This window comes from Rhodanobacter sp. FDAARGOS 1247, from assembly GCF_016889805.1.
Lineage (GTDB): Bacteria > Pseudomonadota > Gammaproteobacteria > Xanthomonadales > Rhodanobacteraceae > Rhodanobacter.
Window position 1 is genome coordinate 841,196 of sequence record NZ_CP069535.1, and the last position, 22,227, is coordinate 863,422.

Annotated in this window: 18 protein-coding genes; 7 read left to right on the forward strand and 11 right to left on the reverse strand. The window is 67.3% G+C overall.

Annotated elements, in window-relative coordinates; genetic code table 11:
• Window positions 1–74 precede the first annotated feature (74 nt).
• Window positions 75–1,268 (forward strand): cell division protein FtsZ, encoded by a 1,194-nt coding sequence (ftsZ, locus tag I6J77_RS03645; protein ID WP_056716821.1) that lies wholly within the window; start codon window positions 75–77, stop codon window positions 1,266–1,268.
• 474 nt (window positions 1,269–1,742) lie between these two features.
• The gene (gene lpxC / locus I6J77_RS03650) at window positions 1,743–2,657 is read left to right on the forward strand and encodes a UDP-3-O-acyl-N-acetylglucosamine deacetylase (protein ID WP_056716819.1); all 915 of its coding nucleotides are present in this window, start codon (window positions 1,743–1,745) and stop codon (window positions 2,655–2,657) included.
• A 179-nt stretch (window positions 2,658–2,836) separates the two neighbouring features.
• On the opposite strand, the gene I6J77_RS03655 is transcribed toward lpxC, so the two are convergent.
• Complete coding sequence (locus I6J77_RS03655; RefSeq protein WP_204110602.1) at window positions 2,837–3,319, reverse strand: DciA family protein; 483 nt, start codon at window positions 3,317–3,319, stop codon at window positions 2,837–2,839.
• Window positions 3,320–3,346: 27 nt separating this feature from the next.
• Here I6J77_RS03655 and I6J77_RS03660 point away from each other — a divergent pair, with 27 nt between their 5' ends.
• Window positions 3,347–4,276, forward strand: coding sequence for a M23 family metallopeptidase (locus tag I6J77_RS03660; RefSeq protein ID WP_204110603.1), 930 nt, complete (start codon window positions 3,347–3,349; stop codon window positions 4,274–4,276).
• Between the two features lie 192 nt (window positions 4,277–4,468).
• Window positions 4,469–7,204 (forward strand): preprotein translocase subunit SecA, encoded by a 2,736-nt coding sequence (gene secA / locus I6J77_RS03665; RefSeq protein ID WP_204110604.1) that lies wholly within the window; start codon window positions 4,469–4,471, stop codon window positions 7,202–7,204.
• A 70-nt stretch (window positions 7,205–7,274) separates the two neighbouring features.
• Here secA and I6J77_RS03670 read toward each other — a convergent pair whose 3' ends face one another.
• From I6J77_RS03670 to I6J77_RS03710, 9 genes are all read right to left on the reverse strand, one after another.
• The gene (locus I6J77_RS03670; RefSeq protein ID WP_204110605.1) at window positions 7,275–8,126 is read right to left on the reverse strand and encodes a symmetrical bis(5'-nucleosyl)-tetraphosphatase; all 852 of its coding nucleotides are present in this window, start codon (window positions 8,124–8,126) and stop codon (window positions 7,275–7,277) included.
• A gap of 15 nt (window positions 8,127–8,141) precedes the next feature.
• On the reverse strand, window positions 8,142–8,525 hold the full coding sequence (apaG, locus tag I6J77_RS03675) for a Co2+/Mg2+ efflux protein ApaG (RefSeq protein WP_007809417.1): 384 nt from the start codon (window positions 8,523–8,525) through the stop codon (window positions 8,142–8,144).
• Window positions 8,526–8,581: 56 nt separating this feature from the next.
• Entirely contained in the window at window positions 8,582–9,370 is a 789-nt protein-coding gene (gene rsmA, locus I6J77_RS03680) for a 16S rRNA (adenine(1518)-N(6)/adenine(1519)-N(6))-dimethyltransferase RsmA (protein WP_204110606.1), read from the reverse strand.
• Window positions 9,370–10,419 carry a 4-hydroxythreonine-4-phosphate dehydrogenase PdxA gene (gene pdxA, locus I6J77_RS03685; protein WP_204110607.1) on the reverse strand — a complete coding sequence of 350 codons (1,050 nt, stop codon included), beginning with the start codon at window positions 10,417–10,419 and terminating at the stop codon, window positions 9,370–9,372. The genes rsmA and pdxA overlap by 1 nt, the downstream gene beginning before the upstream one ends.
• A gap of 15 nt (window positions 10,420–10,434) precedes the next feature.
• On the reverse strand, window positions 10,435–11,772 hold the full coding sequence (locus I6J77_RS03690) for a peptidylprolyl isomerase (protein ID WP_204110608.1): 1,338 nt from the start codon (window positions 11,770–11,772) through the stop codon (window positions 10,435–10,437).
• A 33-nt stretch (window positions 11,773–11,805) separates the two neighbouring features.
• Window positions 11,806–14,220, reverse strand: a complete 2,415-nt coding sequence (locus tag I6J77_RS03695) for an LPS-assembly protein LptD (RefSeq protein WP_204110609.1) — start codon at window positions 14,218–14,220, stop codon at window positions 11,806–11,808.
• 127 nt (window positions 14,221–14,347) lie between these two features.
• The gene (locus I6J77_RS03700) at window positions 14,348–15,268 is read right to left on the reverse strand and encodes a histone deacetylase family protein (RefSeq protein ID WP_204110610.1); all 921 of its coding nucleotides are present in this window, start codon (window positions 15,266–15,268) and stop codon (window positions 14,348–14,350) included.
• An 8-nt stretch (window positions 15,269–15,276) separates the two neighbouring features.
• Window positions 15,277–15,849, reverse strand: a complete 573-nt coding sequence (locus I6J77_RS03705) for a cob(I)yrinic acid a,c-diamide adenosyltransferase (RefSeq protein WP_204110611.1) — start codon at window positions 15,847–15,849, stop codon at window positions 15,277–15,279.
• A 10-nt stretch (window positions 15,850–15,859) separates the two neighbouring features.
• The gene (locus I6J77_RS03710; RefSeq protein ID WP_204110612.1) at window positions 15,860–16,456 is read right to left on the reverse strand and encodes a hypothetical protein; all 597 of its coding nucleotides are present in this window, start codon (window positions 16,454–16,456) and stop codon (window positions 15,860–15,862) included.
• Window positions 16,457–16,542: 86 nt separating this feature from the next.
• Between I6J77_RS03710 and ubiH the strand changes: the two genes are divergently transcribed.
• The 3 genes from ubiH to I6J77_RS03725 all read left to right on the forward strand — a co-directional run bounded on the left by ubiH (window position 16,543) and on the right by I6J77_RS03725 (window position 19,905).
• Window positions 16,543–17,772: a 2-octaprenyl-6-methoxyphenyl hydroxylase gene (ubiH, locus tag I6J77_RS03715; protein ID WP_204110613.1), complete on the forward strand. Its 1,230-nt coding sequence runs from the start codon at window positions 16,543–16,545 to the stop codon at window positions 17,770–17,772.
• Window positions 17,769–18,980 carry a UbiH/UbiF/VisC/COQ6 family ubiquinone biosynthesis hydroxylase gene (locus I6J77_RS03720; RefSeq protein ID WP_204110614.1) on the forward strand — a complete coding sequence of 404 codons (1,212 nt, stop codon included), beginning with the start codon at window positions 17,769–17,771 and terminating at the stop codon, window positions 18,978–18,980. The genes ubiH and I6J77_RS03720 overlap by 4 nt, the downstream gene beginning before the upstream one ends.
• A 130-nt stretch (window positions 18,981–19,110) precedes the next feature.
• The gene (locus tag I6J77_RS03725; RefSeq protein WP_204110615.1) at window positions 19,111–19,905 is read left to right on the forward strand and encodes a dienelactone hydrolase family protein; all 795 of its coding nucleotides are present in this window, start codon (window positions 19,111–19,113) and stop codon (window positions 19,903–19,905) included.
• Window positions 19,906–20,645: 740 nt separating this feature from the next.
• Here I6J77_RS03725 and I6J77_RS03730 read toward each other — a convergent pair.
• Window positions 20,646–22,106: a GTPase gene (locus I6J77_RS03730; RefSeq protein WP_204110616.1), complete on the reverse strand. Its 1,461-nt coding sequence runs from the start codon at window positions 22,104–22,106 to the stop codon at window positions 20,646–20,648.
• Between the last annotated feature and the right edge of the window lie 121 nt (window positions 22,107–22,227).

Below are 22,227 nucleotides of genomic sequence, written 5' to 3' on the forward strand. Positions count from 1 at the left end.
TCCACCCATCACCATGGACCGACAGGAGTCGTCATCCATGGTTAAAACGACAACAACTCTACGGAGGACGGGAAATGTTTGAACTGATCGATAAACTCGCACCCAATGCAGTCATCAAGGTGATCGGCGTGGGCGGCGGCGGTGGCAATGCCGTGGCGCACATGCTCAACGCCAACATCGAAGGCGTCGACTTCGTCGTCGCCAACACCGACGCCCAGGCGATGACCAGCTGCGGCTCGCGTACCCACCTGCAGCTCGGTGGCAACGTGACCAAGGGTCTCGGCGCCGGCGCGAACCCCGAGGTCGGCCGGCAGGCCGCGCTGGAGGATCGCGAACGGATCGAGGCGATGCTGGAAGGCGCCGACATGGTGTTCATCACCGCCGGCATGGGCGGCGGCACCGGTACCGGCGCCGCGCCGGTGGTGGCGCAGCTGGCCAAGGAGAAGGGCATCCTGACCGTGGCCGTGGTCACCAAGCCGTTCCCGTTCGAGGGCCGCCGGCGCATGCAGGTCGCCCTGAAGGGCATCGAGGACCTGTCGCAGCACGTCGACTCGCTGATCACCGTGCCGAACGAGAAGCTGCTCAGCGTGCTCGGCCGCGAGGTCACCCTGCTCAACGCGTTCAAGGCCGCCAACGACGTGCTGCAGGGCGCCGTGCAGGGCATCGCCGACCTGATCACGGCCCCGGGCCTGATCAACGTCGACTTTGCCGACGTGCGCACCGTGATGTCGGAGATGGGCCTGGCGATGATGGGCTCGGGCACCGCCCGCGGCGACGATCGTGCCCAGGCCGCGGCCGAGGCGGCGATCAAGAACCCGCTGCTGGAAGACGTCAACTTGAATGGCGCCTGCGGCATCCTGGTCAACGTCACCGCCGGCCCGAACCTCACCATGCGCGAGTTCGACGAGATCGGCCGCATCATCCACGACTTCGCCAGCGAAGACGCCACCGTGGTGATGGGCACCTCGCTCGACCCGGAAATGAAGGACGACGTGCGTGTCACCGTGGTCGCCACCGGCCTCAACCGGGCGATGGCCTCGCGCCAGCAGCCGCCGATCCGCATGGTGGAAACCAGCCAGCAGGTGCAGATGCGTCCGCGCCCGGTGGTTCTGCGCACCGGCACCGGCAATGAGGTGGTCGACTATGCCCAGCCGGACGTGGTGCATTCGAACCAGGGCAGGACGGAACCCTCGGCACCGGCGAAGCATGCCGAGCCCGGCTTCGACTACCTGGACATTCCGGCGTTCCTGCGCCGCCAGGCCGACTGAAGAGGTGACTTCCGGCAGGCTGACTTCCGACAGGTTCAAACTGTCCGGGGAGATGCGAAAGTATTGAACAAATCCGCGTTGGGCCGGTCACTGCAGGACTCACCGGGCTCGTCGCCTGCCGATGGCAGGGCGGCGGATCCGAGTGTCCCGGCCGGTACACGCAGGTCTGGTCACGCTGCCGGTAGTGCGCCGTGATACCGCAACAAGACTGTGCATCAGGACGATGCACGGCCTGTCACCAGGGCTTTGCCGTGATGGCCGGTCCGATGTCCCGTGCCGGATTCCCGTCCCAGGCACGGGGCGTCGTGTCGTCGTCGTTCTCCTCGGGAAATCAGATGGATACCCGTCGCTTCAGGGATGAAGGAACCATGAAGGCATAATCAGACTGTACGGTACGGTTTGCTTTTACCACAGGTTAAAACTGTGTTAGCATCCGCCCCTGATTGGCTGCTGCCTACACAGGTACCAACAAAAATGATCAAGCAGCGTACCCTCAAGAACATCATCCGGGCGACCGGTGTCGGCCTGCATACCGGCGACAAGGTCTACATGACCTTGCGTCCCGCAGCGCCCAATACCGGCATCGTGTTTCGACGAACGGATCTCGATCCGCCGGTCGACATCCGTGCGCGTGAGGATCATGTCGGCGACACCCGCTTGTCGACCACCCTGGTCAATGGCGACGTGCGCGTCTCCACGGTCGAGCATCTGCTGTCGGCGATGGCCGGACTGGGCATCGACAATGCCTATGTCGACCTGTCCGCGCCGGAAGTGCCGATCATGGACGGCAGCGCCGGTCCCTTCGTGTTCCTGCTGCAGTCCGCCGGCATCGAAGAGCAGAATGTGGCCAAGCGCTTCATCCGCATCAAGAAGCCGGTGAAGGTGCAGGAAGGCGACAAGTGGGCCAGCTTCGAGCCGTTCGAAGGCTTCAAGGTGGGCTTCTCGATCGACTTCAACCATCCGATCATCAGCCAGCGCACCTCGCGTGCCGAGATCGACTTCTCCACCACCTCCTTCGTCAAGGAAGTGAGCCGCGCCCGCACGTTCGGCTTCATGCGCGACATCGAGATGCTGCGCGAGCACAACCTGGCGCTGGGTGGCTCGATGGACAACGCCGTGGTGCTGGACGACTACCGCGTGCTCAACGAGGACGGCCTGCGTTACGAGGACGAGTTCGTCAAGCACAAGATCCTCGATGCGATCGGCGACCTGTATCTGCTCGGCCACAGCCTGATCGGCGCGTATCACGCGCACAAGTCCGGTCATGAGCTGAACAACAAGCTGCTGCGCACGCTGATGGCCGATGCCTCGGCGTGGGAAGAGGTCAGCTACCAGGACGACCCGGCCACCTCGCCGATCTCCTACGCCCATCCCGCCCAGGCGATCTGAGCCGACGCCGCGGCTGTGGCGCTCCTGTCAAAACGAACGGCCGTGTCTCGCGACACGGCCGTTTTTGTGATGGTCGTCACATTTTGTCCGCGCCATGTTTCACGCCCTGACGACATCCCGGCTTATTCCTTAACAAAGTGCATGCTATAAACCTCACACCGAATTGACGGACGGTGACTTCAGTCCGCGTCGGCAACAGGGGAATCAGCGGTTTCGGCGAAGGACGCCAGCTCAAGGAACAGTGCCCGCAATTCGGGGTCTGTGAATGACGCGGCGGCCGCCACGAGGTGGGCGGCGGCGGCAGGCGAAAGCGGTTTTGACCGATCCGGTGGCGTTGCGGCCGGTGGTTGGGGGACCACTTTCACGGTGACTGAACTGGCGTGCGTGCCGATGGCATGTGCGGCGGCAAGGATCTGTGTCTGCATCAAGCGCAGACGCGATGCCCAGCCCGGTGAAGACGCCAGGAAGACGAGGCGGTCGTGGCGCAGGTTGGCGAATCTCACCTGCTCGCGCAACGGCGATGGCAACGTCTGGCGCAATGCGCGATCCAGCGCTTCCAGCGACTCGGCCTTCTGGGCCAGGGTCGCGAAGGAGCCGCAATCGACAAGTGACTTCGGTCCGTTGTCGCGGCGGCGGGAAGTGGCCGGGGTAACGCGTTGCATGGTGCCGGAAATCGATCTTGGAAAGACATGCAAATCATACTCGTATCACGTGCCCGGAAATTGCCGCAAACCCTTGACCTGGCGAACCGGCGCCTGCGCTGGAAGCTGTTCGCCGTGGCTTCGGTGGCGGTGCTGGCCTGCATGAGCGCCGGAGTGGCGCTGGCCCTGCTGGTGGCCAGCCCGCGGGATCGTTCGTTGGCCGAGATCCATGCCTTGCAGCAGGAGATCGGGCAGCAGAAGGCCCAGTTGGGCACCGTGCGCGAGGATGCCCGACGCGGGCTGGACGCACTGGCCGTGAAGCTGGGGCAGCTGCAGGCCCAGTCGACCCGTTTGAACGCGCTGGGCGAACGCCTGGCCGAGGTCGGCAAGCTGGACAGCGGCGAGTTCAACTTCGACCAGCAACCCGCGGTGGGTGGTGTCGAGGATGCCAGCGGCACGGCATACGCGCTGCCGCCCTCGCTGGACAGCGGCATCAACCAGCTGGCCGGCCAGTTCGACCGCCAGCAGGCCCAGTTGTCGGCGTTGCAGAGCCTGCTGCTGGACGCCAAAATCGAATCGAATCTGAAACCCACCGGCATGCCGGTGCCCGGCTACATCTCCTCGTACTTCGGCGTGCGCGCCGACCCGTTCGACGGCCATTCGGCGCGGCACACCGGCATCGACATCTCGACGCCCCTGGGTACCGCCGTGCACACCGTGGCCGAAGGCATGGTGACCTTTGCCGGCGTGCGCAGCGGCTATGGCAAGGTGATCGAGATCGACCACGGCAACGGCTACATGACCCGCTACGCCCACAACAGCGCGCTGGACGCCCGTCCGGGCCAGCACGTGCAGGTCGGCGACGTGATCGCCAGGGCCGGCTCCACCGGTCGCTCCACCGGCTCGCACGTGCATTTCGAAGTCTGGTACGACGGCCGCGTGGTCAACCCGCTAGCCTTCGTGCGCAATCACCGCTGAGTCTTTTCCGGCGGTTCCCGCCACTTGAATCGGGCGCCCGCCGGCGCCATTCAGGATGGCGGGTGCGGCATCCGCTGCTGCCCCCATCCCCTCCAGTCCGGCCTGACGGGCAGTGTCGAGCGGGCATGTAGTAACATGCCCGATTGGCCCGCGCCTGTGGCGGGCGTTTCAACTCTCCAACCCGGAAAATCGATGTTCAATCGTGCCCTGACGAGCCTGTTTGGTAGCCGCAACGAACGCGTGCTGCGCCAGATGTCCAAGAGCGTCAACCGCATCAATGCGCTGGAGCCGGAATTCGAGAAGCTGAGCGACGACGAGCTGCGCGGCAAGACCGACGAGTTCAAGCAGCGCGTCGCCGCCGGTGAATCGCTGGACAAGCTGCTGCCGGAAGCTTTCGCGGTGGTGCGCGAGGCGGCCAAGCGCACGCTGGGCATGCGCCATTACGACGTGCAGATGATCGGCGGCATGGTGCTGCACCAGGGCAAGATCGCCGAGATGCGCACCGGCGAAGGCAAGACCCTGGTCGGCACGCTGCCGGTGTACCTCAATGCGCTGGCCGGCAAGGGCGTGCACGTGGTCACCGTCAACGACTACCTGGCACGGCGCGACTCGGCCCAGATGGGCAAGCTGTACAATTTCCTCGGGTTGACCGTGGACGTCGTGTATCCGGGCATGGACCACGCCGACAAGTACGCCGCCTACCGCGCCGACATCACCTACGGCACCAACAACGAATTCGGTTTCGACTACCTGCGCGACAACATGGCGCTGAGCAAGGAACAGCGCTACCAGCGCGGCCTGCATTACGCCATCGTCGACGAAGTCGACTCGATCCTGATCGACGAGGCGCGCACGCCGCTGATCATTTCCGGCCCGGCCGAGGATTCCCCGCAGCTGTACCTGGCGGTGAACAGGATCGTGCCGCAGATGATCCGGCAGGCCGAAGAGAACGGCAGCGGTGACTACTGGGTCGACGAGAAGCAGAAGCAGGTCCACCTGTCCGAAGAGGGCATGCAGCACGCCGACGAGCTGCTGCGCGCGGCCGGCGTGATCGACCAGGACAGCGGCCTGTACGACTCCAAGAATCTGGCGGTGGTGCACCACCTCAACGCCGCGCTGCGCGCCAACGGCATCTACCAGCGCGACGTGGACTACATCGTGCGCGACGGCGAGGTGATCATCGTCGACGAATTCACCGGCCGTACCCTGGCCGGCCGGCGCTGGTCCGACGGCCTGCACCAGGCGGTCGAGGCGAAGGAAGGCGTGCCGATCCAGCGCGAGAACCAGACGCTGGCCACGGTGACGTTCCAGAACCTGTTCCGCATGTACAAGAAGCTGGCCGGCATGACCGGCACGGCCGACACCGAGGCGTTCGAGTTCCAGAGCATCTACGGCCTGGAGGTGGTGGTGATCCCCACCCACAAGCCGATGATCCGCAAGGACAACCCGGACATGATCTTCCTGTCGCAGACGCCGAAGTACAACTCGGTGATCGAGGACATCAAGGATTGCCACAAGCGCGGCCAGCCGGTACTGGTCGGCACCACCTCGATCGAGGTGTCCGAGCTGCTGTCCGGGCTGCTCAACAAGGCCGGCGTGACGCATGAAGTGCTGAACGCCAAGCAGCACGAGCGCGAAGCACACATCGTGGCCCAGGCCGGTGCGCCGGGGCAGGTCACCATCGCCACCAACATGGCCGGTCGCGGTACCGACATCGTGCTCGGCGGCAGCCTCGAAGCTGCGCTGGCGGCCTTGCCGGAAGGCGCCAGCGAAGTCGATCGTGCCCGCGTCAAGGCCGAATGGAAGAAGCTGCACGAGCAGGTGCTCGCCGCCGGCGGCCTGCACATCATCGGCACCGAACGCCACGAATCGCGGCGCATCGACAACCAGCTGCGTGGCCGTTCCGGCCGCCAGGGCGACCCGGGTTCCTCGCGCTTCTACCTGTCGCTGGAAGACAACCTGCTGCGCATCTTCGGCGGCGAAGGCCTGGTGCGCTGGATGAAGCGCTTCGGCATGAAGGACGACGACGCGCTGGAAGATCGCATGATCAGCCGGCAGATCGAGAAGGCGCAGCGCAAGGTCGAGCAGCACAACTTCGACATCCGCAAGCACCTGCTGGAATTCGACGACGTCGCCAACGACCAGCGCAAGGTGATCTACCGCCAGCGCGACGAATTGCTGGATGGCGAGGAAGTGCAGGCGACCGTCGCCGACATCCGCGAGGACGTGGTGCAGTCGATGGTGCGTGCCTACGTGCCGGACGAGAGCATCGACGACCAGTGGGACCTGGCCGGGCTGGATCGCGAGCTGGAAAGCGAACTGGGTCTGTCGCTCGACCTGAAGTCGTGGATCGAGCAGCAGCACGAAGTCGACGCGAAGATGATCCTCGAGCACGTCCGTGGCGCGGTGAACGAGCTGTTCCAGGCCAAGGAAGCGCAGATCGGTGCCGAAACCATGCGCCAGCTCGAGAAGCACATCATGCTGACCGTGGTGGACAACGCCTGGAAGGATCACCTGGCCAGCATGGATTACCTGCGTCAGGGCATCTATCTGGTCGGCTACGCGCAGCAGGACCCGAAGCAGGCGTTCAAGCGCGAGTCGTTCAAGCTGTTCTCCGGCATGCTCGAACGGATCAAGGGCGAAGTGATCCAGATGCTGGCGCGCATCCGTATCCGCAGCGAGGAGGAAGTGGCGGCGATGGAGGCCGAGCAGCAGCGTCTGGCTGACCGCCTGCAGCAGCAGATGCTGGCCACGGGCGGCGGCGCGCCGCCGGCCGGTGCCTTCGGCGGCGACTCTGCTGACGATTCCGCCGTCGGTGCCGGAATCCGCATGGCGCCGCAGCCGGATGGCCCCAAGGTCGGTCGCAACGAACCCTGCCCCTGTGGCTCGGGCAAGAAGTACAAGCACTGCCACGGCCAGCTCGCCTGAGCTGCCGCGACAGTCCCCATGAAAAACCCCGCCGCGGCGGGGTTTTTTCTTGGCTGGAGGCGGTCGCGAATCAGTCCTCGCCGCCGGGTGGGCGTTTCCGGTGCGGTTCCGCGTCGACCGTGACGTAGCGGGGTTCGTCGCCGTCCAGCTGCAGCGCGGTGAGTTGTCCGCCCCAGACACAGCCGGTGTCGATCGCGTGCACGCCCAGTCCGGCGAAGCGACCCAGTGCCGACCAGTGACCGCAGACGATGCGGGTATCGCGCTTGCGCATGCCGGGCACCGAGAACCACGGGTACAGCCCCGGTTTCTGCGTGCCGGGAACGCCCTTGGTATCGAAGTCGATGCGGCCGTTGACGTCGCAGTAGCGCATCCGGGTGGTGGTGTTGATGGTGGCGCGCTGGCGGTCCAGCCCCTGCAGGCGGCTGGACCACACCGCCGGCCGATTGCCGAACAGGTTGCGCAGCAGACGCGGGTGACGCGGACTGGACAGTTCGCGTTCCACGTCCTGGGCCGCCCGCAATGCCTGGCGCAAGGTCCACATCGGGGCCAGCCCGGCATGCACCATGGTCCAGTTGAGCCGCTCGTCGTGGTGCACCAGCTTCTGCGAGCGCAGCCATTCGAACAGCACGGGCGCATCGTCGGCGAACAGCACCTCGCGCAACTCGGGATTGACCCGCGCCTGCGCGTCCGGGCGGCGCTGCGAGATCGCCAGCAGGCTGAGGTCGTGGTTGCCCAGGGTGATGATGCTGGACTCGCGCAGGCCGTGAATCAGCCGCAGCGTGTCCAGTGACTGCCCGCCGCGGTTGACCAGGTCGCCGCAGAACCACAGCTGGTCCTGCGCCGGATCGAAGCGCAGCTTTTCCAGCAGGCGTTGCAATTCGGGATAGCAGCCCTGCACGTCGCCGATTGCGTACGTCGCCATGTCAGTCCTTGACCATCAATGCAGCGTACGCGGAATGGACAGGGTGAAAGTCGGGATCGGCGCCTCGAATTCCGTGCCGTCGTCGGCAAGCATCTGGTAGCTGCCGCCCATGGTGCCTACCGGCGTTTCCAGCACCGCGCCGGAGGTGTATTCGAAATCGTCGCCCGGGCGCATCCACGGCTGTTCGCCGACCACGCCTTCGCCGCTGACTTCCTCGACCTTGCCGTTGGCGTCGGTGATCATCCAGCGTCGGGCGAGCAGGCGTGCCGGCATCGCGCCGGCATTGCGCAGGGTGATGGTGTAGGCGAAAACGTAGCGATTGTCACCCGGCTTGGACTGGTCCGGAACAAAGCGGGTCTGGACCTGCACGTCGATCGTGTAGGAAGGTTTTTCAGTCATGTCGCGATTGTACGGCCTGCCGCCGTGATTGGGTGGCGTTGCCTCGGGTAAGTCGATCAGCGATCGCCGTAGACCTTGGCCAGACGCACGAAATCCGCCGGCGCCAGCGTCTCGGCGCGGGCGCGCGGATCGACGTCGGCGCAGCGGATCGCATCGGCATCAAGCAACTGCGCCAGGGCATTGGACAAGGTCTTGCGGCGTTGTCCGAACGCCGCCTTGACCACGCTGTAGACGTGTTCGGGTCGCGCGTCGTGCAGTTCTTCCGCAGGCAGCGGCAGCAGGCGTACCACCGCCGAGTCCACCTTCGGTGGCGGCCGGAACGCTTCCGGCGGTACCTCGAACAACGGCTCCACGCGGCACGCCAGCTGCAGCATCACCGACAGCCGTCCATACGTCTTGCTGCCGGGCTCGGCCGCCATGCGGTCGACCACTTCCTTCTGCAGCATGAAGTGCATGTCCTGGATGGCGGCGGCATGTTCCACGCAGTGGAACAGGATCGGGCTGGAGATGTAGTAGGGCAGGTTGCCGGCGATGCGCAGACGGGAGACGCCGTGGCTGTGCGCCATCGCGGTGAAGTCCACCTTGAGCACGTCGGCATGGACGATGTGCAATTCACCGGCGCTGGCGGCGCGGGCCTGCAGGCCGGGGATCAGGTCGGTGTCCAGTTCGATCGCGGTAAGCCTGCGGGCAGCGGCGAGCAACGGCAGGGTCAGCGCTCCCTCACCCGGCCCGATCTCGACCACGAAATCCTCGGCGCGCGGCTTGATCGCGCTGACGATGCGATCGATGTAGCGGCCGTCGTGCAGGAAGTGCTGGCCGAAGCTTTTCTTGGGGCGCGCGTTCATCAGGCGGATGCTTCCGGAGAAAGTGGCCCCTGACCGCGCTCTTTGCCACGCGGGGAAGCGGAGGGACGAGCGGCGCTGCGCGCCACCAGGTCCATCGCCATCTTCGCCGCGGCGATCAGGCTGGACGGGTCGGCCCTGCCGCTGCCGGCCAGATCCAGCGCGGTGCCGTGGTCGACGGAGGTGCGGATGAACGGCAGGCCGAGGGTGAGGTTGACGGTGCGGTCGAACGCTTCGCTCTTCAGCACCGGCAGCGCCTGGTCGTGATACATCGCCAGCACCGCGTCATAGCCCTGGCGTTGCGCCGGCACGAACGCGGTGTCGGCCGGCAGCGGCCCGATCAGTCGCATGCCTTCGCGGCGCAAGGCGTCGATCACGGGGACCAGCGTGTCGATCTCCTCGTGGCCGAGGTGGCCGGCTTCGCCCGCATGCGGGTTGAGGCCGAGCACGGCGATGCGCGGCGAGGCCAGGCCGAATTTCGTCTGCAACTCCGCATGCACGATGCGCAGCGTGCGGGTGAGCGTGGCCGGCGTGATCGCCGCAGGCACGGCCGCCAGCGGCAGATGGGTGGTTGCCAGCGCCACCCGCAGTTCCGGGCTGGCCAGCATCATCACCACGTCGGCCTGGGCGCGCTCGGCAAAGAACTCGGTGTGTCCGCTGAAGCGGATGCCGGCGTCGTTGATCGAGGCCTTCTGCAGCGGCGCGGTGACCACGGCGGCATAGCGCCCCGCCATGCAGCCGTCTGCCGCTTCGCCAAGCGTGTCCAGCACGTGGCGGGCGTTGCGCGCATCGGGTCGACCCGGCACTTCGTCGACCGCCAGCGGCACATGCCGCACGCGCAGTGTGCCGGGCTGGCGTTCGGTGGCGTCCGAACCATCGTCATCGATCAGCGTGATCGGGACCGCGCAGCGCAAGGCCGCGCGCCGCAGCACGCTGCGGTCGGTGATGGCGACGAGGTTGGCCGGCAGGGACGTGGCGGCCAGCCGGATCAGCAGTTCGGGGCCGATGCCTGCCGGCTCTCCGGCGGTGACCGCGAGCCGGGGCAACGGCACGGCGTCCAACTGCGCTTACAGCGACTTGACGGACTGGTCGTCCGCGCTGCGCAGCTCGGGCACCAGGACGTCGACATAGGCGTTGGACCGCAGGTCGCGCAGGTAGTCTTCGTATGTCTGCTCGGACTTGCGGGTACCGATCGCCTGGCGTGCCTGGTCGCGGGCGAGCTGTACGGTCTGGTCGCTTTGGCGCTCACCCAGTTTCTGCAGGATGTGCCAGCCGGCCTGGCTCTGGAACGGCTTGGACACCTCGTTGTCTTTCAACTGGTCCAGCTGGTTGGCGATGGTCTTGCCCCAGGCCTCCTTGGGGAACCAGCCCATGTCGCCGCCGACGTTGGCCGAGGTATCGTCCTTCGAGTATTCCTTCGCCAGGGTGGCGAAGTCTTCATGCTTGTCGACGATGCGCTGGTACAGGTCGCGCGCCTTCTGTTCGGCCTGCTCGGGCGTCACCAGTTCGCTGGGGCGGATCAGGATCTGCCGGGCATGCAGTTCGGTGACCATCTTGCGGCTGCTGTCGCGCTGACCAACGAGCTTGAGGATGTGGAAGCCGGTCGGGCCGCGCAGGGCGGGACTGACGTCGCCGGGCTTCATCGTGGCGATGGAGTCGGCAAACGCGGGCGGGATCTCGTCCAGTCGGCGCCAGCCAAGGTCGCCGCCCTCCAGCGCGTCCGATGCGTCGGAATAACGGATCGCTGCCGCGTTGAAATCCATGCCGCCCTTGATCGCGGCCAGTGCCGCCCCGGCCTTGGCCTGGCTGGCCTGGATGGCCGCGGCGTCACCGCCGGCGGGAATGCTGATCTGGATATGCGCCAGGTGCACTTCGCCGGACTTGTAGGTCGGGCTGCTGAGCAGGTTGTCGATTTCGCTGTCGCTGATCGTGACCGCGTCCTGCACCACGTTCTGGTGCAGTCGCTGCACGGTGATCTGGTCGCCGATCTGCTCGCGGAAGGCCGCGAAGCTGCTGCCGCTGCGTTCGACCTCGGTACGCAACTGGTCGAGGCTGAGATTGTTCTGCTGCGCCACGCCCTGGATGGCCTGGTCGATGTCGGCGTCGGACACGCGAATGCCCTGATCCTGCGCTTTCTGGATCTGCAGGCGCATCAGCACCAGCCGGTTCAGCACCTGCTGCTGCAGCACGTTCATCGGCGGCAGTTGCTCGGTGTGGCCGGCATACTGCTGCTGCACCGAGAGCACGGCGTCGTTCAGCTGGCTCTGCAGGATCACGTCGTCGTTGACGACGGCCACGATCCGGTCCAGCGGCTCGCTGGCCGGGGCTGCCGGGGTCAGCAACTGGGCGTGAGCGGGCAGGATGATCGCAAGCGCGAGCAGGAGGGATGCAAAGGTTTGCTTCATCAGTGGAAAGCCTGGTCGCCGCAGCGATTGTGTTTATTGATAGCCGAGAATATCACGGCGCAGCAGGGGGTCGATCTGGCCACCGGTGGAACCCAGTCCCTTGAACACCACTTCGAACATCACTGCGTTGTCCCGCCGATCGAGCCTGCCGGCCGTCGCGATCGGGCCAAAACCGTAATACGCCTGGTTGACGTAGCTGCGCCCGACCAGGCGCAGCGACACGCAGCAGCTGTCGTATTCCACGCCGGCCAGCGCGTCGATGCTCTGGCGATCCTTCACCGAATACGTCCACGCGCCCACCAGCCGCCAGCGCTCGGACACCGGGTAGACCACGGAGGCGTTGTATTGTTCCAGCAGCCCGCGACGGTAGCGGTAGGAGAAGTTGAAAATGCCGTCCGTGCCGATCCGGCGCTGCAGTTCCAGCATGCCCATGTCGGTGAGCCGGCTGTTCGGGCTCCACTGGTACGAGCTGGCGAGCCGCCAGCGGTCATTCAGGCGGATGTCGAGCTGGGCCACGTAGTCCGAGCGGGTCCAGTCGGTGGGGGGCACCACGCTGTTCTGGCCGCGTGCCAGCTGCACCCGTTGCGGGCTGAAATAATGGATCTGGCCAAGGCTGGCCGACAGCCGCTCCACGCCACCCTCGTCGAGCAGGCGCGTGGTGAGCGCCGCGGTGAGGTTGTTCGCATCCATCTGCCGGTCGGCACCGGAGAAGCGGTTCGGCGAGAACAGCTGCCAGTAGTCGAACGTCATCGCGTTGGTGTTGAACAGCGGCAGGTTGTCCTGGTTGCGATACGGCACGTACAGGTAGTACAGCCGCGGCTCCAGGGTCTGCGTATAGCTGTTGCCGAACAGCGAGGCAGCCCGATCGAACACCAGCCCCGAATCCAGGCTGACCACCGGCAGCGAGCGGCTCGGCGACTTGTCGGTGAACGGCGTGCCGACACCGCTGCCCAGCAGGCCGGCATAACCGTAATCCCGGTAATCGCCGTCGAGCTGGTAGGCGGTGTAGCGCCAGGCCACCTTCGGCCGCACGAACCAGGCCGAGCTGCCGAAGTCGGCAGCGAGATAGGGATAGAGATCCTCGCGCTGGCCCTCGACATAACCGGTCTTGCGGAAGGCGACTGCCTCGCTGTCCAGGCCGAGCTCCAGCCAGCGCGACAGCGGCACGTCCATGCTGAAACGGGCGTAGGGTAGTTGCCGGTACGGCAGGCCACGGTCGGTGATGAACGGATTGACGTTCTGGTAGATCGTGCCGCCGACCGAGGCGTCCCACCACTTGCCGGAACCCACCAGGGCGGCGTTGGAGGACAGCGTATAGATCGCGCTGTGACTCAGGCTGTCGCCGAAGTCGTACAGGTAGCTGGCGTCCGAGGCGTGGTTGTACGAGCTGACGAACTGCCAGCCCTTCCACAATTGCGTACGATCGGAGAACTGCACCAGATAGCGCGAATCACCCCGGGTGTCGGCCAGCCCGTCGCTCTCGCCGTGATCCCTGGGCACGTACTGCGCGTTGAGCTGGCCGGTGCTGCCGGGCACCAGGTAGCGGAACTCGCCGCCCAGCATCGCGCCCCGCGAGCTGTAGTAGCGCGGGTCGAGCGTGGCGTCGTAGTTCGGCGCCAGGTTGAGGTAGTACGGCGTGCTGATTTCGTAGCCGGAGCGTCCGCTGTGGCCGATGGTCGGATACAGGAAGCCGCTCTTGCGCCGGTCATCGATCGGAAAGCTGAAATACGGCAGGTACAGGAACGGCACCTTGCCCACGCGCATGGTGGCGTTGCGCGCCACGCCGACGCCGTTGACCTTGTCGATGGTGATCGACCTGGCGCGGAATTCCCACACGTGATGACCCACGTCGCAGGTGGAATAGGTGGCCTGCGAATAGCGGGTGTGCTGCGCGTCCAGCATCTGGCCCTGGCTGGCGGTGCCATTGCCGCGCGCGTCGAGCATCTGGTAGCGCACGTCGTTGGCGACGCCGTGGCTGGCCTCGGTGTTGCCGCGCATGTGCGAGGCGGCCAGCAGCTGTCCCGCGTCCTGATAGCGCACGTTGCCGTTCGCGTCGTAATCGGTGCTGCCGTTGTTGTAGTCGATGCGGTCGGCGCGCAACAACTGGTCGGCGCGCTCCAGCCGCACGTCGCCGCTCAGGTGGTAGACCGACTGGTTGGAGCTGTCCACGTGACGTGCCTGCACCTGGGTCGGGCTGGTGTCGCGCAGGCTGCTGTCCCGCATCAGGCTGGGGTCGTAGAACTCCAGCAGGGCATTCGGGCGGCACATCGCGTAGTTGAGCGGACGCGGGGCGCAGTGGAACGAGCCCAGCGGGCAAGCCAGATCGGCCGTTCCGGATGCATCGCTGGTGGCCGGGCTCTGGCCGCTGCTGGCGTCGGCCTGACCGCCGATCAGGGCGAGTGCGGCGGCAACCGCCAACAGGCGGCGTGGAGGTAGCTTGCGCGTCACGGGAAATCTGCCGGCTTCGAAGGCTCGTTAAGCTAACAGAAAGCCCCCCTCGGCGGCAGATGCTCGCGTTGCCGGAAGCGGCCGGGATTCAGCGTGTGAAGGCCCGCCATGGGGATGGCGGAGGCTTTCAATCCATCAGCGCGGCGACGTGTGCGCTGCTGCTGGTGGCCAGCGCCGCCAGGTCATAGCCGCCTTCCAGCGAGGAAACCAGCCGGCCGCCGGCATGCGTGTCGGCCAGCGCGACCAGTCGCTCGGTGATCCACGCATAGTCCTCGCTGCCCAGCCGGATGTCGGCCAGCGGATCGTTGCGATGGGCGTCGAAGCCGGCCGAGATCAGCACCAGTTGCGGCTTGAACGCATGCAGTCGTGGCAGCAGCACGCCGTCCCACAGTTCGCGGAATTCATGCGAGCCGGCGCCGGGCGAAAGCGTGCCGTTGACGATGTTGCCGACGCCGCGCTCGTCCTCGTAACCACTGTCCGGATACAGCGGCGACTGGTGGCTGGAGGCGAACAGCACGCGCGGCTCGCGCTCGAAGATGTCCTGGCTGCCGTTGCCGTGGTGCACGTCGAAATCGGCGATCGCCACCCGTTTCAGCTTGTGCGCGGCCAGCGCGTGGGCGGCGCCCACCGCGATGTTGTTGAACAGGCAGAAGCCCATCGAGCGGTCGGCGGTGGCATGGTGGCCCGGCGGACGCACCGCGCAGAACGCGCGCCGGGTCGTGCCGCCGAGCACCGCGTCGACCGCCGCCACCACCGCGCCGGCCGCGCGCAACGCGGCCTCGGTCGAGCCGGCGCCCATCACCGTGTCCTGGTCCAGCGCCAGCATTTCGCCGGGCGGCGGGCCGGCCAGGATTTCCGCGACGTGGGCGGCACCATGCACGCGCAGCAGTTGTTCACGGGTGACCGGCGGTGCCTCGATGCGATCGAGCGCGGCGAAGCGGTCATGATCCAGCGCCTGCAACACCGCGCGCAGCCGCGACGGCCGCTCGACGTGGCCCGGGCCGGGGTCGTGCTGCAGGCAGGCGGGGTGTGTGTACAGCCGCAGCATGCGGCGATTCAGGCGGACGGCTTGGGCTTGCGCCGACGCTCGTGCTGCCACAGCACTTCGCCGTGGCCGCTGGCACGCGCCAGCACGCGCGAGATCACGAACAGCAGGTCGGACAGCCGGTTCAGGTAGCGCTGCGGCTGGCTGCGGATTTCCTCCACCCGGGCCAGCGCGATCACCTCGCGCTCCGCGCGGCGGCACACCGTGCGCGCCAGATGGCCGCAGGCCGCGGCCATGCCGCCGCCGGGCAGGATGAATTCCTTCAGCGGCGGCAGCGGTTCGTTGAGTTCATCCAGGATCGACTCCAGCCGGCTGATGTCGCTGTCCTCGACCATCGCCATGCCGGGAATGCACAACTCGCCGCCCAGATCGAACAGGTCGTGCTGCACCTGGGTCAGCGCCTCGCGCACCTCGTCGGTGACGCCTTCGGCGGCCAGCAGCATGCCGATCGTGCTGTTGAGTTCGTCCACCGTGCCGTAGGCGGTGACCCGCTGCGAATCCTTGCCGACCCGCGAACCGTCGCCGAGGCCGGTGGAGCCGTCATCGCCGGTGCGGGTGTAGATCTTCGAAAGACGGTTGCCCATGCGGGGGAGATCAGTGGCTCAGGCCGGTCCGGTCCGACTGGCGCAGCGTGCGCGCCAGCAGCGTCAGGCCCACGTGCAGCACGGCACCGATGCCGACATACAAGGCGGTGGTGGCCAGGAACGGCAGGTACCAGTCACCCAGGTTGGCGAACCAGCTGCCGAAGCTGCGCGGCAGCGGCACGCTGTGGCTGAGCCAATAGAAGCTGCCGTTGGAAATCAGGTAGCACAGCGTTTCGCTGACGAGCAGCGACACCGCGGCCAGGCCGAGCGTGGTCAGGCTCAGGCCGGACTGGTGGCGGGCCAGCCAGCTGCCGCCCATCCACAGCGCGGCGAAATACACCGGCATGAACCAGTACGCCGGCGATACGCAGTAGTGGCTCCAGAAATCGAGCCCGCTGCCGGTGATCGCGAAAAAGTCGACCAGTACCGCGGTGGCGATCAGCAACGGGAAGGCCCAGCGGGCGGAGCCGCGCAGCCAGAAACCGGCCAGGAAGAAGACGCCCCACGAGGCGTCGGGCAGCGCGCCGAAATGATGCAGGCGGGTAGCCACCATCACCAGGGCCAGCAGCAGGAAGATGCCGATGCGTTGGTTCTGCGTCTTGGCCATGGGGACTCCGTGTAGGCGACTGGACAGACCGCTAGTCTAGCCGAACGTGCTGCGCCGCAGACAGCACCTGCGGGTATCATCGACGAATGGACGTCTCCGAAATTTCCCCCGGCAGCGAAACCGGCGTGCTGATCATCGGCGGCGGCCTGGTCGGCGCCAGCCTGGCGATCGCGCTGGATGCCGCCGGCATCGCCGCCACCCTGGTCGAGACGGCGGCGCCGCGCGCCGACGCGCAGCCCAGCTACGACGAACGCAACCTCGCGCTGGCCAGGGCTACCGTCAACGGGCTCGACGCGATCGGCGTCTGGCGTCACGCCGCCGCCCGCGCCACGCCGATCCGGCACATCCGGGTCAGTCGCACCGGCGAGTTCGGCAGCGCCCGCATCGACGCCGACAAGCAAGGCGTCGATGCGCTGGGCTGGACCCTGCCGGCACGCGAGCTGGGCATGGCCCTGCTGCGACGGCTCGACGAATGCACCCGGCTGACCCGGCTCGCTCCCGCCACCCTGTCCGCGCTGGAGCCGTTGGCCGATGGCTGGCGCGCCCACATCGACATGGCGGACGGCCCGCGCAGCATCGACACGCCGCTGCTGGTCGGCGCCGACGGCACGCATTCATTCGTGCGCGCCCGGCTCGGCATCGAGGCCGAGCATCACGATTACCGGCAAAGCCTGTTCGTGTGCACGGTCACGCCCGAACGCGAGCACGCGAACCGTGCCTTCGAGCGTTTTTCCGATGACGGCCCGATCGCCTTGCTGCCGCTGGCCGAGCGTCGCTGCGGATTGGTGCTCACCGTTTCGGCGGACGAAGCCGACGCGGTGGCCGCGCTGGACGATGCCGGCTTCCTCGACCTGGCCCAGCGTCGCTTCGGCTGGCGGCTGGGTCGCCTGACGCGGCCGGGCAAGCGCCATCCTTACGCGATCCATCGCGTGGCCGCCACGCAACTCGTCGCGCCGCATGCGGTGCTGGTCGGCAACGCCGCGCAGACGGTGCATCCGATCGGCGCGCAAGGTTTCAACCTGGGCTTGCGCGACGCGTTGACCCTGGCCGAGCTGGTGACGGCGGCGACCGATCCGGGCGATCCCGCCCTGCTCGCGGCCTACGCGGCGCGCCGTGCGCCGGATCGCGAGGGCACCATGGCGATGAGCCACGGCCTGGTCCGGCTCGCCTGCCTGGAACAACCGCTGCTGGCGCCGCTGCGCTCGCTGGCGCTGCTGGCCTGCGACCGGCTGCCGCCGTTGCAACGGGCGCTGGCGCGGCGCGGCATGGGTTTTCGCGGTGAGCCGCCACGGGCGGTGCTGGAGCGCCTGCCATGAATGCATCCGTCCAGGAAGCGACGTCCCGGCGTCGTCCACCCACGCTGGACGTGGCGGTGGTCGGCGGCGGCATGGCCGGTGCCGCCACGGCGCTGGCGCTGGCCCGCGCAGGCTTTAACACGGCCCTGCTGGAGGCGCGGGCGCCGGCTGCGTGGAATGCGCAGGCCGAGGTGGACCTGCGCGTGGTCGGGCTGGCGCCGTCCTCGGTGGCCCTGCTGGATGATCTGGACGTCTGGACGTCCATTCGCGAAGCGCGCGCGGCGCCGTATCTCCACATGCACGTCTGGGACGCGGAAAGCGGCGCGACGATCGACTTCGACGCTGCCAGCGAAGGACGCGACCTGCTCGGCCATATCGTCGAGAACTCGCTGGTGCAGTGGACGCTGTGGCAGGCCCTGCAGTCGGCCGGCGTACGCGTGATGTGCCCCGCCGAGGTGACGGCGTTCGAGGCGCGCGAGGATCGCATCCAACTGGAGTTGGCCGGTGGGGAAACCCTGTCGGCGGCCCTGCTGGTGGCCGCCGATGGCGCCGCTTCGCCGCTGCGCCGGCTCGCCGGCGTCGGCACCCGTGGCCGCGATTACGCGCAGCGCGCGGTGGTGGCGCACGTGACGACCGAACGACCGCACCAGGCCACCGCGTGGCAGCGTTTCCTGCCCGGCGGCCCGCTGGCCCTGTTGCCATTGGCCGACGGTCGCAGCTCGATCGTGTGGTCGCTGCCGGAAGCCGAGGCCCGGCGGGTGCTGGCGCTGGATGAGCCCGCGTTCCTCGATGAACTGGGCGTGGCCAGCGACTTCCGGCTGGGCCGGATCATCGCCAGCACGCCGCGCGCCGGATTCCCGCTGAAACTGCAGCTGGCCGAACGCTACCAGGCCGAGCGCCTCGTGCTGCTCGGCGACGCGGCGCACACGGTGCATCCGCTGGCCGGGCAGGGCGTGAACCTGGGCCTGCGCGACGTGGCCGAATTGCGCGACGTGCTGGTCGACGCCCGCGCCGCCGGTCGCGACATCGGCGCGGTTCACGTGTTGCGCCGCTACGCACGCCGCCGGCGCAGCGCCGACACGCTGGACGCGCTGGGCTTCGACGCACTGGCGCGGATCTATGCGTGGCAATCGCCGGTGCTGGTGGCCGCGCGAGGACTCGGCGTGCGTGTGCTGGATCGCCTTGCGCCGTTGAAGCGGCGACTTTCGGAACACGCTGCCGGGTATTGAAACTTTGCTCCTCCCCTGCTCGCAGGGGAGGCCGGGAGGGGGTGAAGCTTTTTGACCCCACCCCAACCCTCCCCTGCGAGCAGGGGAGGGGGTCAATCAACCCGCGTCAATCAACCCACGGAGAATCATCATGCGCATCTCCCGACTCTGCTGCCTGCTGGTGCTTGCCGGTTCGAGCTTCGCCCTGCAGGCGAAGATGGTGCATCGTCCGGTCGAATGGACACAGGACGGCACCCGTTTCCACAGCGTGCTGGTGTACGACGATGCCTCGACCGCGCAGCGGCCAGGCCTGGTGATGGTGCCGAACTGGTACGGCATCAACGATGTGGCCGTAAAGAAGGCCGAAATGATCGCCGGCAAGGATTACGTGATCCTGCTCACCGACATGTACGGCGCCAGCGTGCGCCCGCAGGTGGGCAATGCGGCGCAGGCGCAGGCCGCGGTGAAGCCGCTGTATGGCGACCGCTCGCTGATGCGCAAGCGGATCAACGTGGCGCTGGACCAGTTGAAGGCGCAGGCGGCGAGCGCGCCGATCGACCTGAAGAAGCTGGGTGCGATCGGCTTCTGCTTCGGAGGTTCGGCGGTGCTCGACCTGGCCCGCAGCGGTGCCGATGTCGCCGCGGTGGTGTCGTTCCACGGCGGGCTGGACACCGACAACCCGGCGCTGGCGAAGAACATCAAGGCCCGCGTGCTGGCGATGAACGGCGCCGACGACAAGGGCACCATGCCGGACGCGGACAAGTTCATGGACGAGATGCGCATGAGCCCGGCCGACTGGCAGTTCGTAGTGATCGGCCACGCCGTGCACTGCTTCACCGAGGTCGGCGAGAACTCGCCCGGTTGCCGCTACGACGAACGCGCCGCCACGCGCAGCTACCGCCTGATGCACGACTGGCTGCGCGCCGCGTTCGCGGGCACGCCGTAGGGGTTTCTGGCGCTTCCTGAAAGACCTTTGGAGCGGAAAGCATCAGGAGCCAGAGCTTTCGTCTGCCTACGGCAGCCGAGCCACCTTTCTCTGAGTGGCCAGAGAAACGTGGCCCAAAGAGAGGCCACCCCGCTTCCGCGCCTTGCGGACATCCTGTCCGCAAGGTTCGCGGTCGGGTTACGGGGTTTGTCGACAGGGCATCCTGCCCTGACGCCAAACTGACCGGCATCCCTGCCGGTCACCCTTCGGGCTGATCCTCCACCCGCCCGCCGCTGCAGAGGGGCCCCGGGTAGAGCAGCGGGCCATCGTGGCCCGCACTTTTCAGAAGAGCCGGATCAAGAGCAAAGCGGCGGCGACCCGGAGCTTTTGCTTCGGCTCTGGCTTTTGCCTTTGCCTTTCAGCTTCATCACCGAGTGCGCGCTGGGAGCGCGCTGCTTTACCCGGGGTCCCTTGTGCGGCGGTGAGACGGGGTCGACAGGCCGCGCAGCGGGCGTTGCCAGGGATGGCAACGCCTTTTCGCGCGGGCAGGAGCTCGCTCGAAAAGCCCGGCCCCGGCTCACGGACTTGCCGGACAGGAGTCCGGCAAGCGCCAAGCGGGGTGGCCTTCTCTTTTGGCTACTTTTCTCTTGGCCACGCAAGAGAAAAGTGACTCGGTCGCCGAAGGCGATCGACCGCTCTGCACTTGAGCTTCTCTTTCAAGTCATGGGGGTTCAACTGCAGCACACACCGTGCGCGGCACCTCAATCCGCGCGCTCGCGCACCGCGTCCATCGTCAACGCGGCCAGCTGGCGCAGGCGGTTGCCGCCGGCGTCGGCGAGCAGTTCCTTGAGGCGGGCGCCCGCATCGTCCTGGTCCAGGCTGTGCCGCTCGGCCAGCGAGGCGGCCAGCGCGCGGCCCATCGAGTCGAAGATCAGCGCGTAGGCGAACGCGTGCAGCACGCCGCCGCCCAGCGTGCCCAGGCCGGGGAACGCCTTCAGCGCGTTGCCGGCCACGGCCAGCACGATCGAACTGCCGCTGCGCAGGGTGAGCTTCGCCTGCTGCACGAAATCCTCGATCTGCACCTCGCTGACTTTCACGCCGTAGAGTTCGGCCAGCGCGCGGGTGAGGCCGGTGGCCAGCACGCCCTGGATCACCAGGTCGCTGCCCGGCGCCACCGCGGCCAGCGCGCCGACGATGGCGCGGCGCGCGTACTTGCGCACGATGCGCTCGGCTTCCTCCGCGCGGGTCTGCGCTTCCAGCATGCCGGTGCGCTGGTGCAGGCCGGCCAGTACGGCGTTCTCGCGCAGGTCTTCCAGGCCCTCGGCACCCGGTGCGGTGAGCCGGGCCAGTGCCTGCAGCAGCGGTTCGATCGCCGGCTTGCGCTGGCGTTCCACCGACTCGGTGCTGCCATCGGCCAGCTGGCGCTGATAGCGCTCGCTGCCGCCGGCGCTGATCGCCAGCACCGCGCTGGCGATGCCGCGCGCATGCCGGCGCAGGCGCTCCAGCAACGTCTCGCGCTCGGCGTCGCTCCACTGGTCGGCCTTGTTCAATACCAGCAGCAGGGGCTTGCCGAAATCGGCGAGCCAGCGCAGTTCGTCGGCCTGGGCCCGGTTGAGGTCGCCGGCGCACAGGTAGATCACCGCGTGCGCCCGCAGCGCCTCTTCGCGAGCCAGCGTTTCGTGCGTCTCGCCGCCGCTTTCGCGGCTGCCCGGCACGTCGGCCAGCACCAGGCTGCGACCGTCGGCGAGCGTGCCGTCGTAGTGGCCCACGGCGCGGGTGGTGCCGCCGCGCGCGTCGCTGGCGACCTGCGCCTGCGGGACCAGGGCGCGGATCAGGCTGGATTTGCCGGTGGAGATTTCGCCGAACAGCGCCACGTAGACGCGGGCGCTGGCGCGGCGGCGATCGAGTTCGCCCAGTTCGGACGCCAGCGCGCCGGTATCCGCGCCGTGCTCGCGCAGCTGGCCGATGCGCTGTTCCAGGCTGCCGCGATCGGGTACCGGCAGCGGCCGGCGCTTGCGCCGGGGACGCAGCAGCCACCACAGCACGCTGAGGCCCGCGGCGGCGAACACCAGCAACACGCCGCCCAGGGTCCACTGCAGCCAGGTGGGCAGTTCGAGGAAGCGCTGGGCCAGCGCCAGCGCACGTTCGGCGGCGGCGAACAGCAGCCACAGCAGTGCGGCCAGGGTCAGGGCGGTGAACAGCAATCGCAGGCGTCGTGACATGGGGACATTCTAGCCAGCTTGCGTTCGCGCGCCGGCGGGGGTTTCGGCTCGCGCTGGCAGCCCGGTTTTGGCACTATCGGACGGGGCGATCGGGTCGTTGATGGCGCCGGCATGTTGCCGT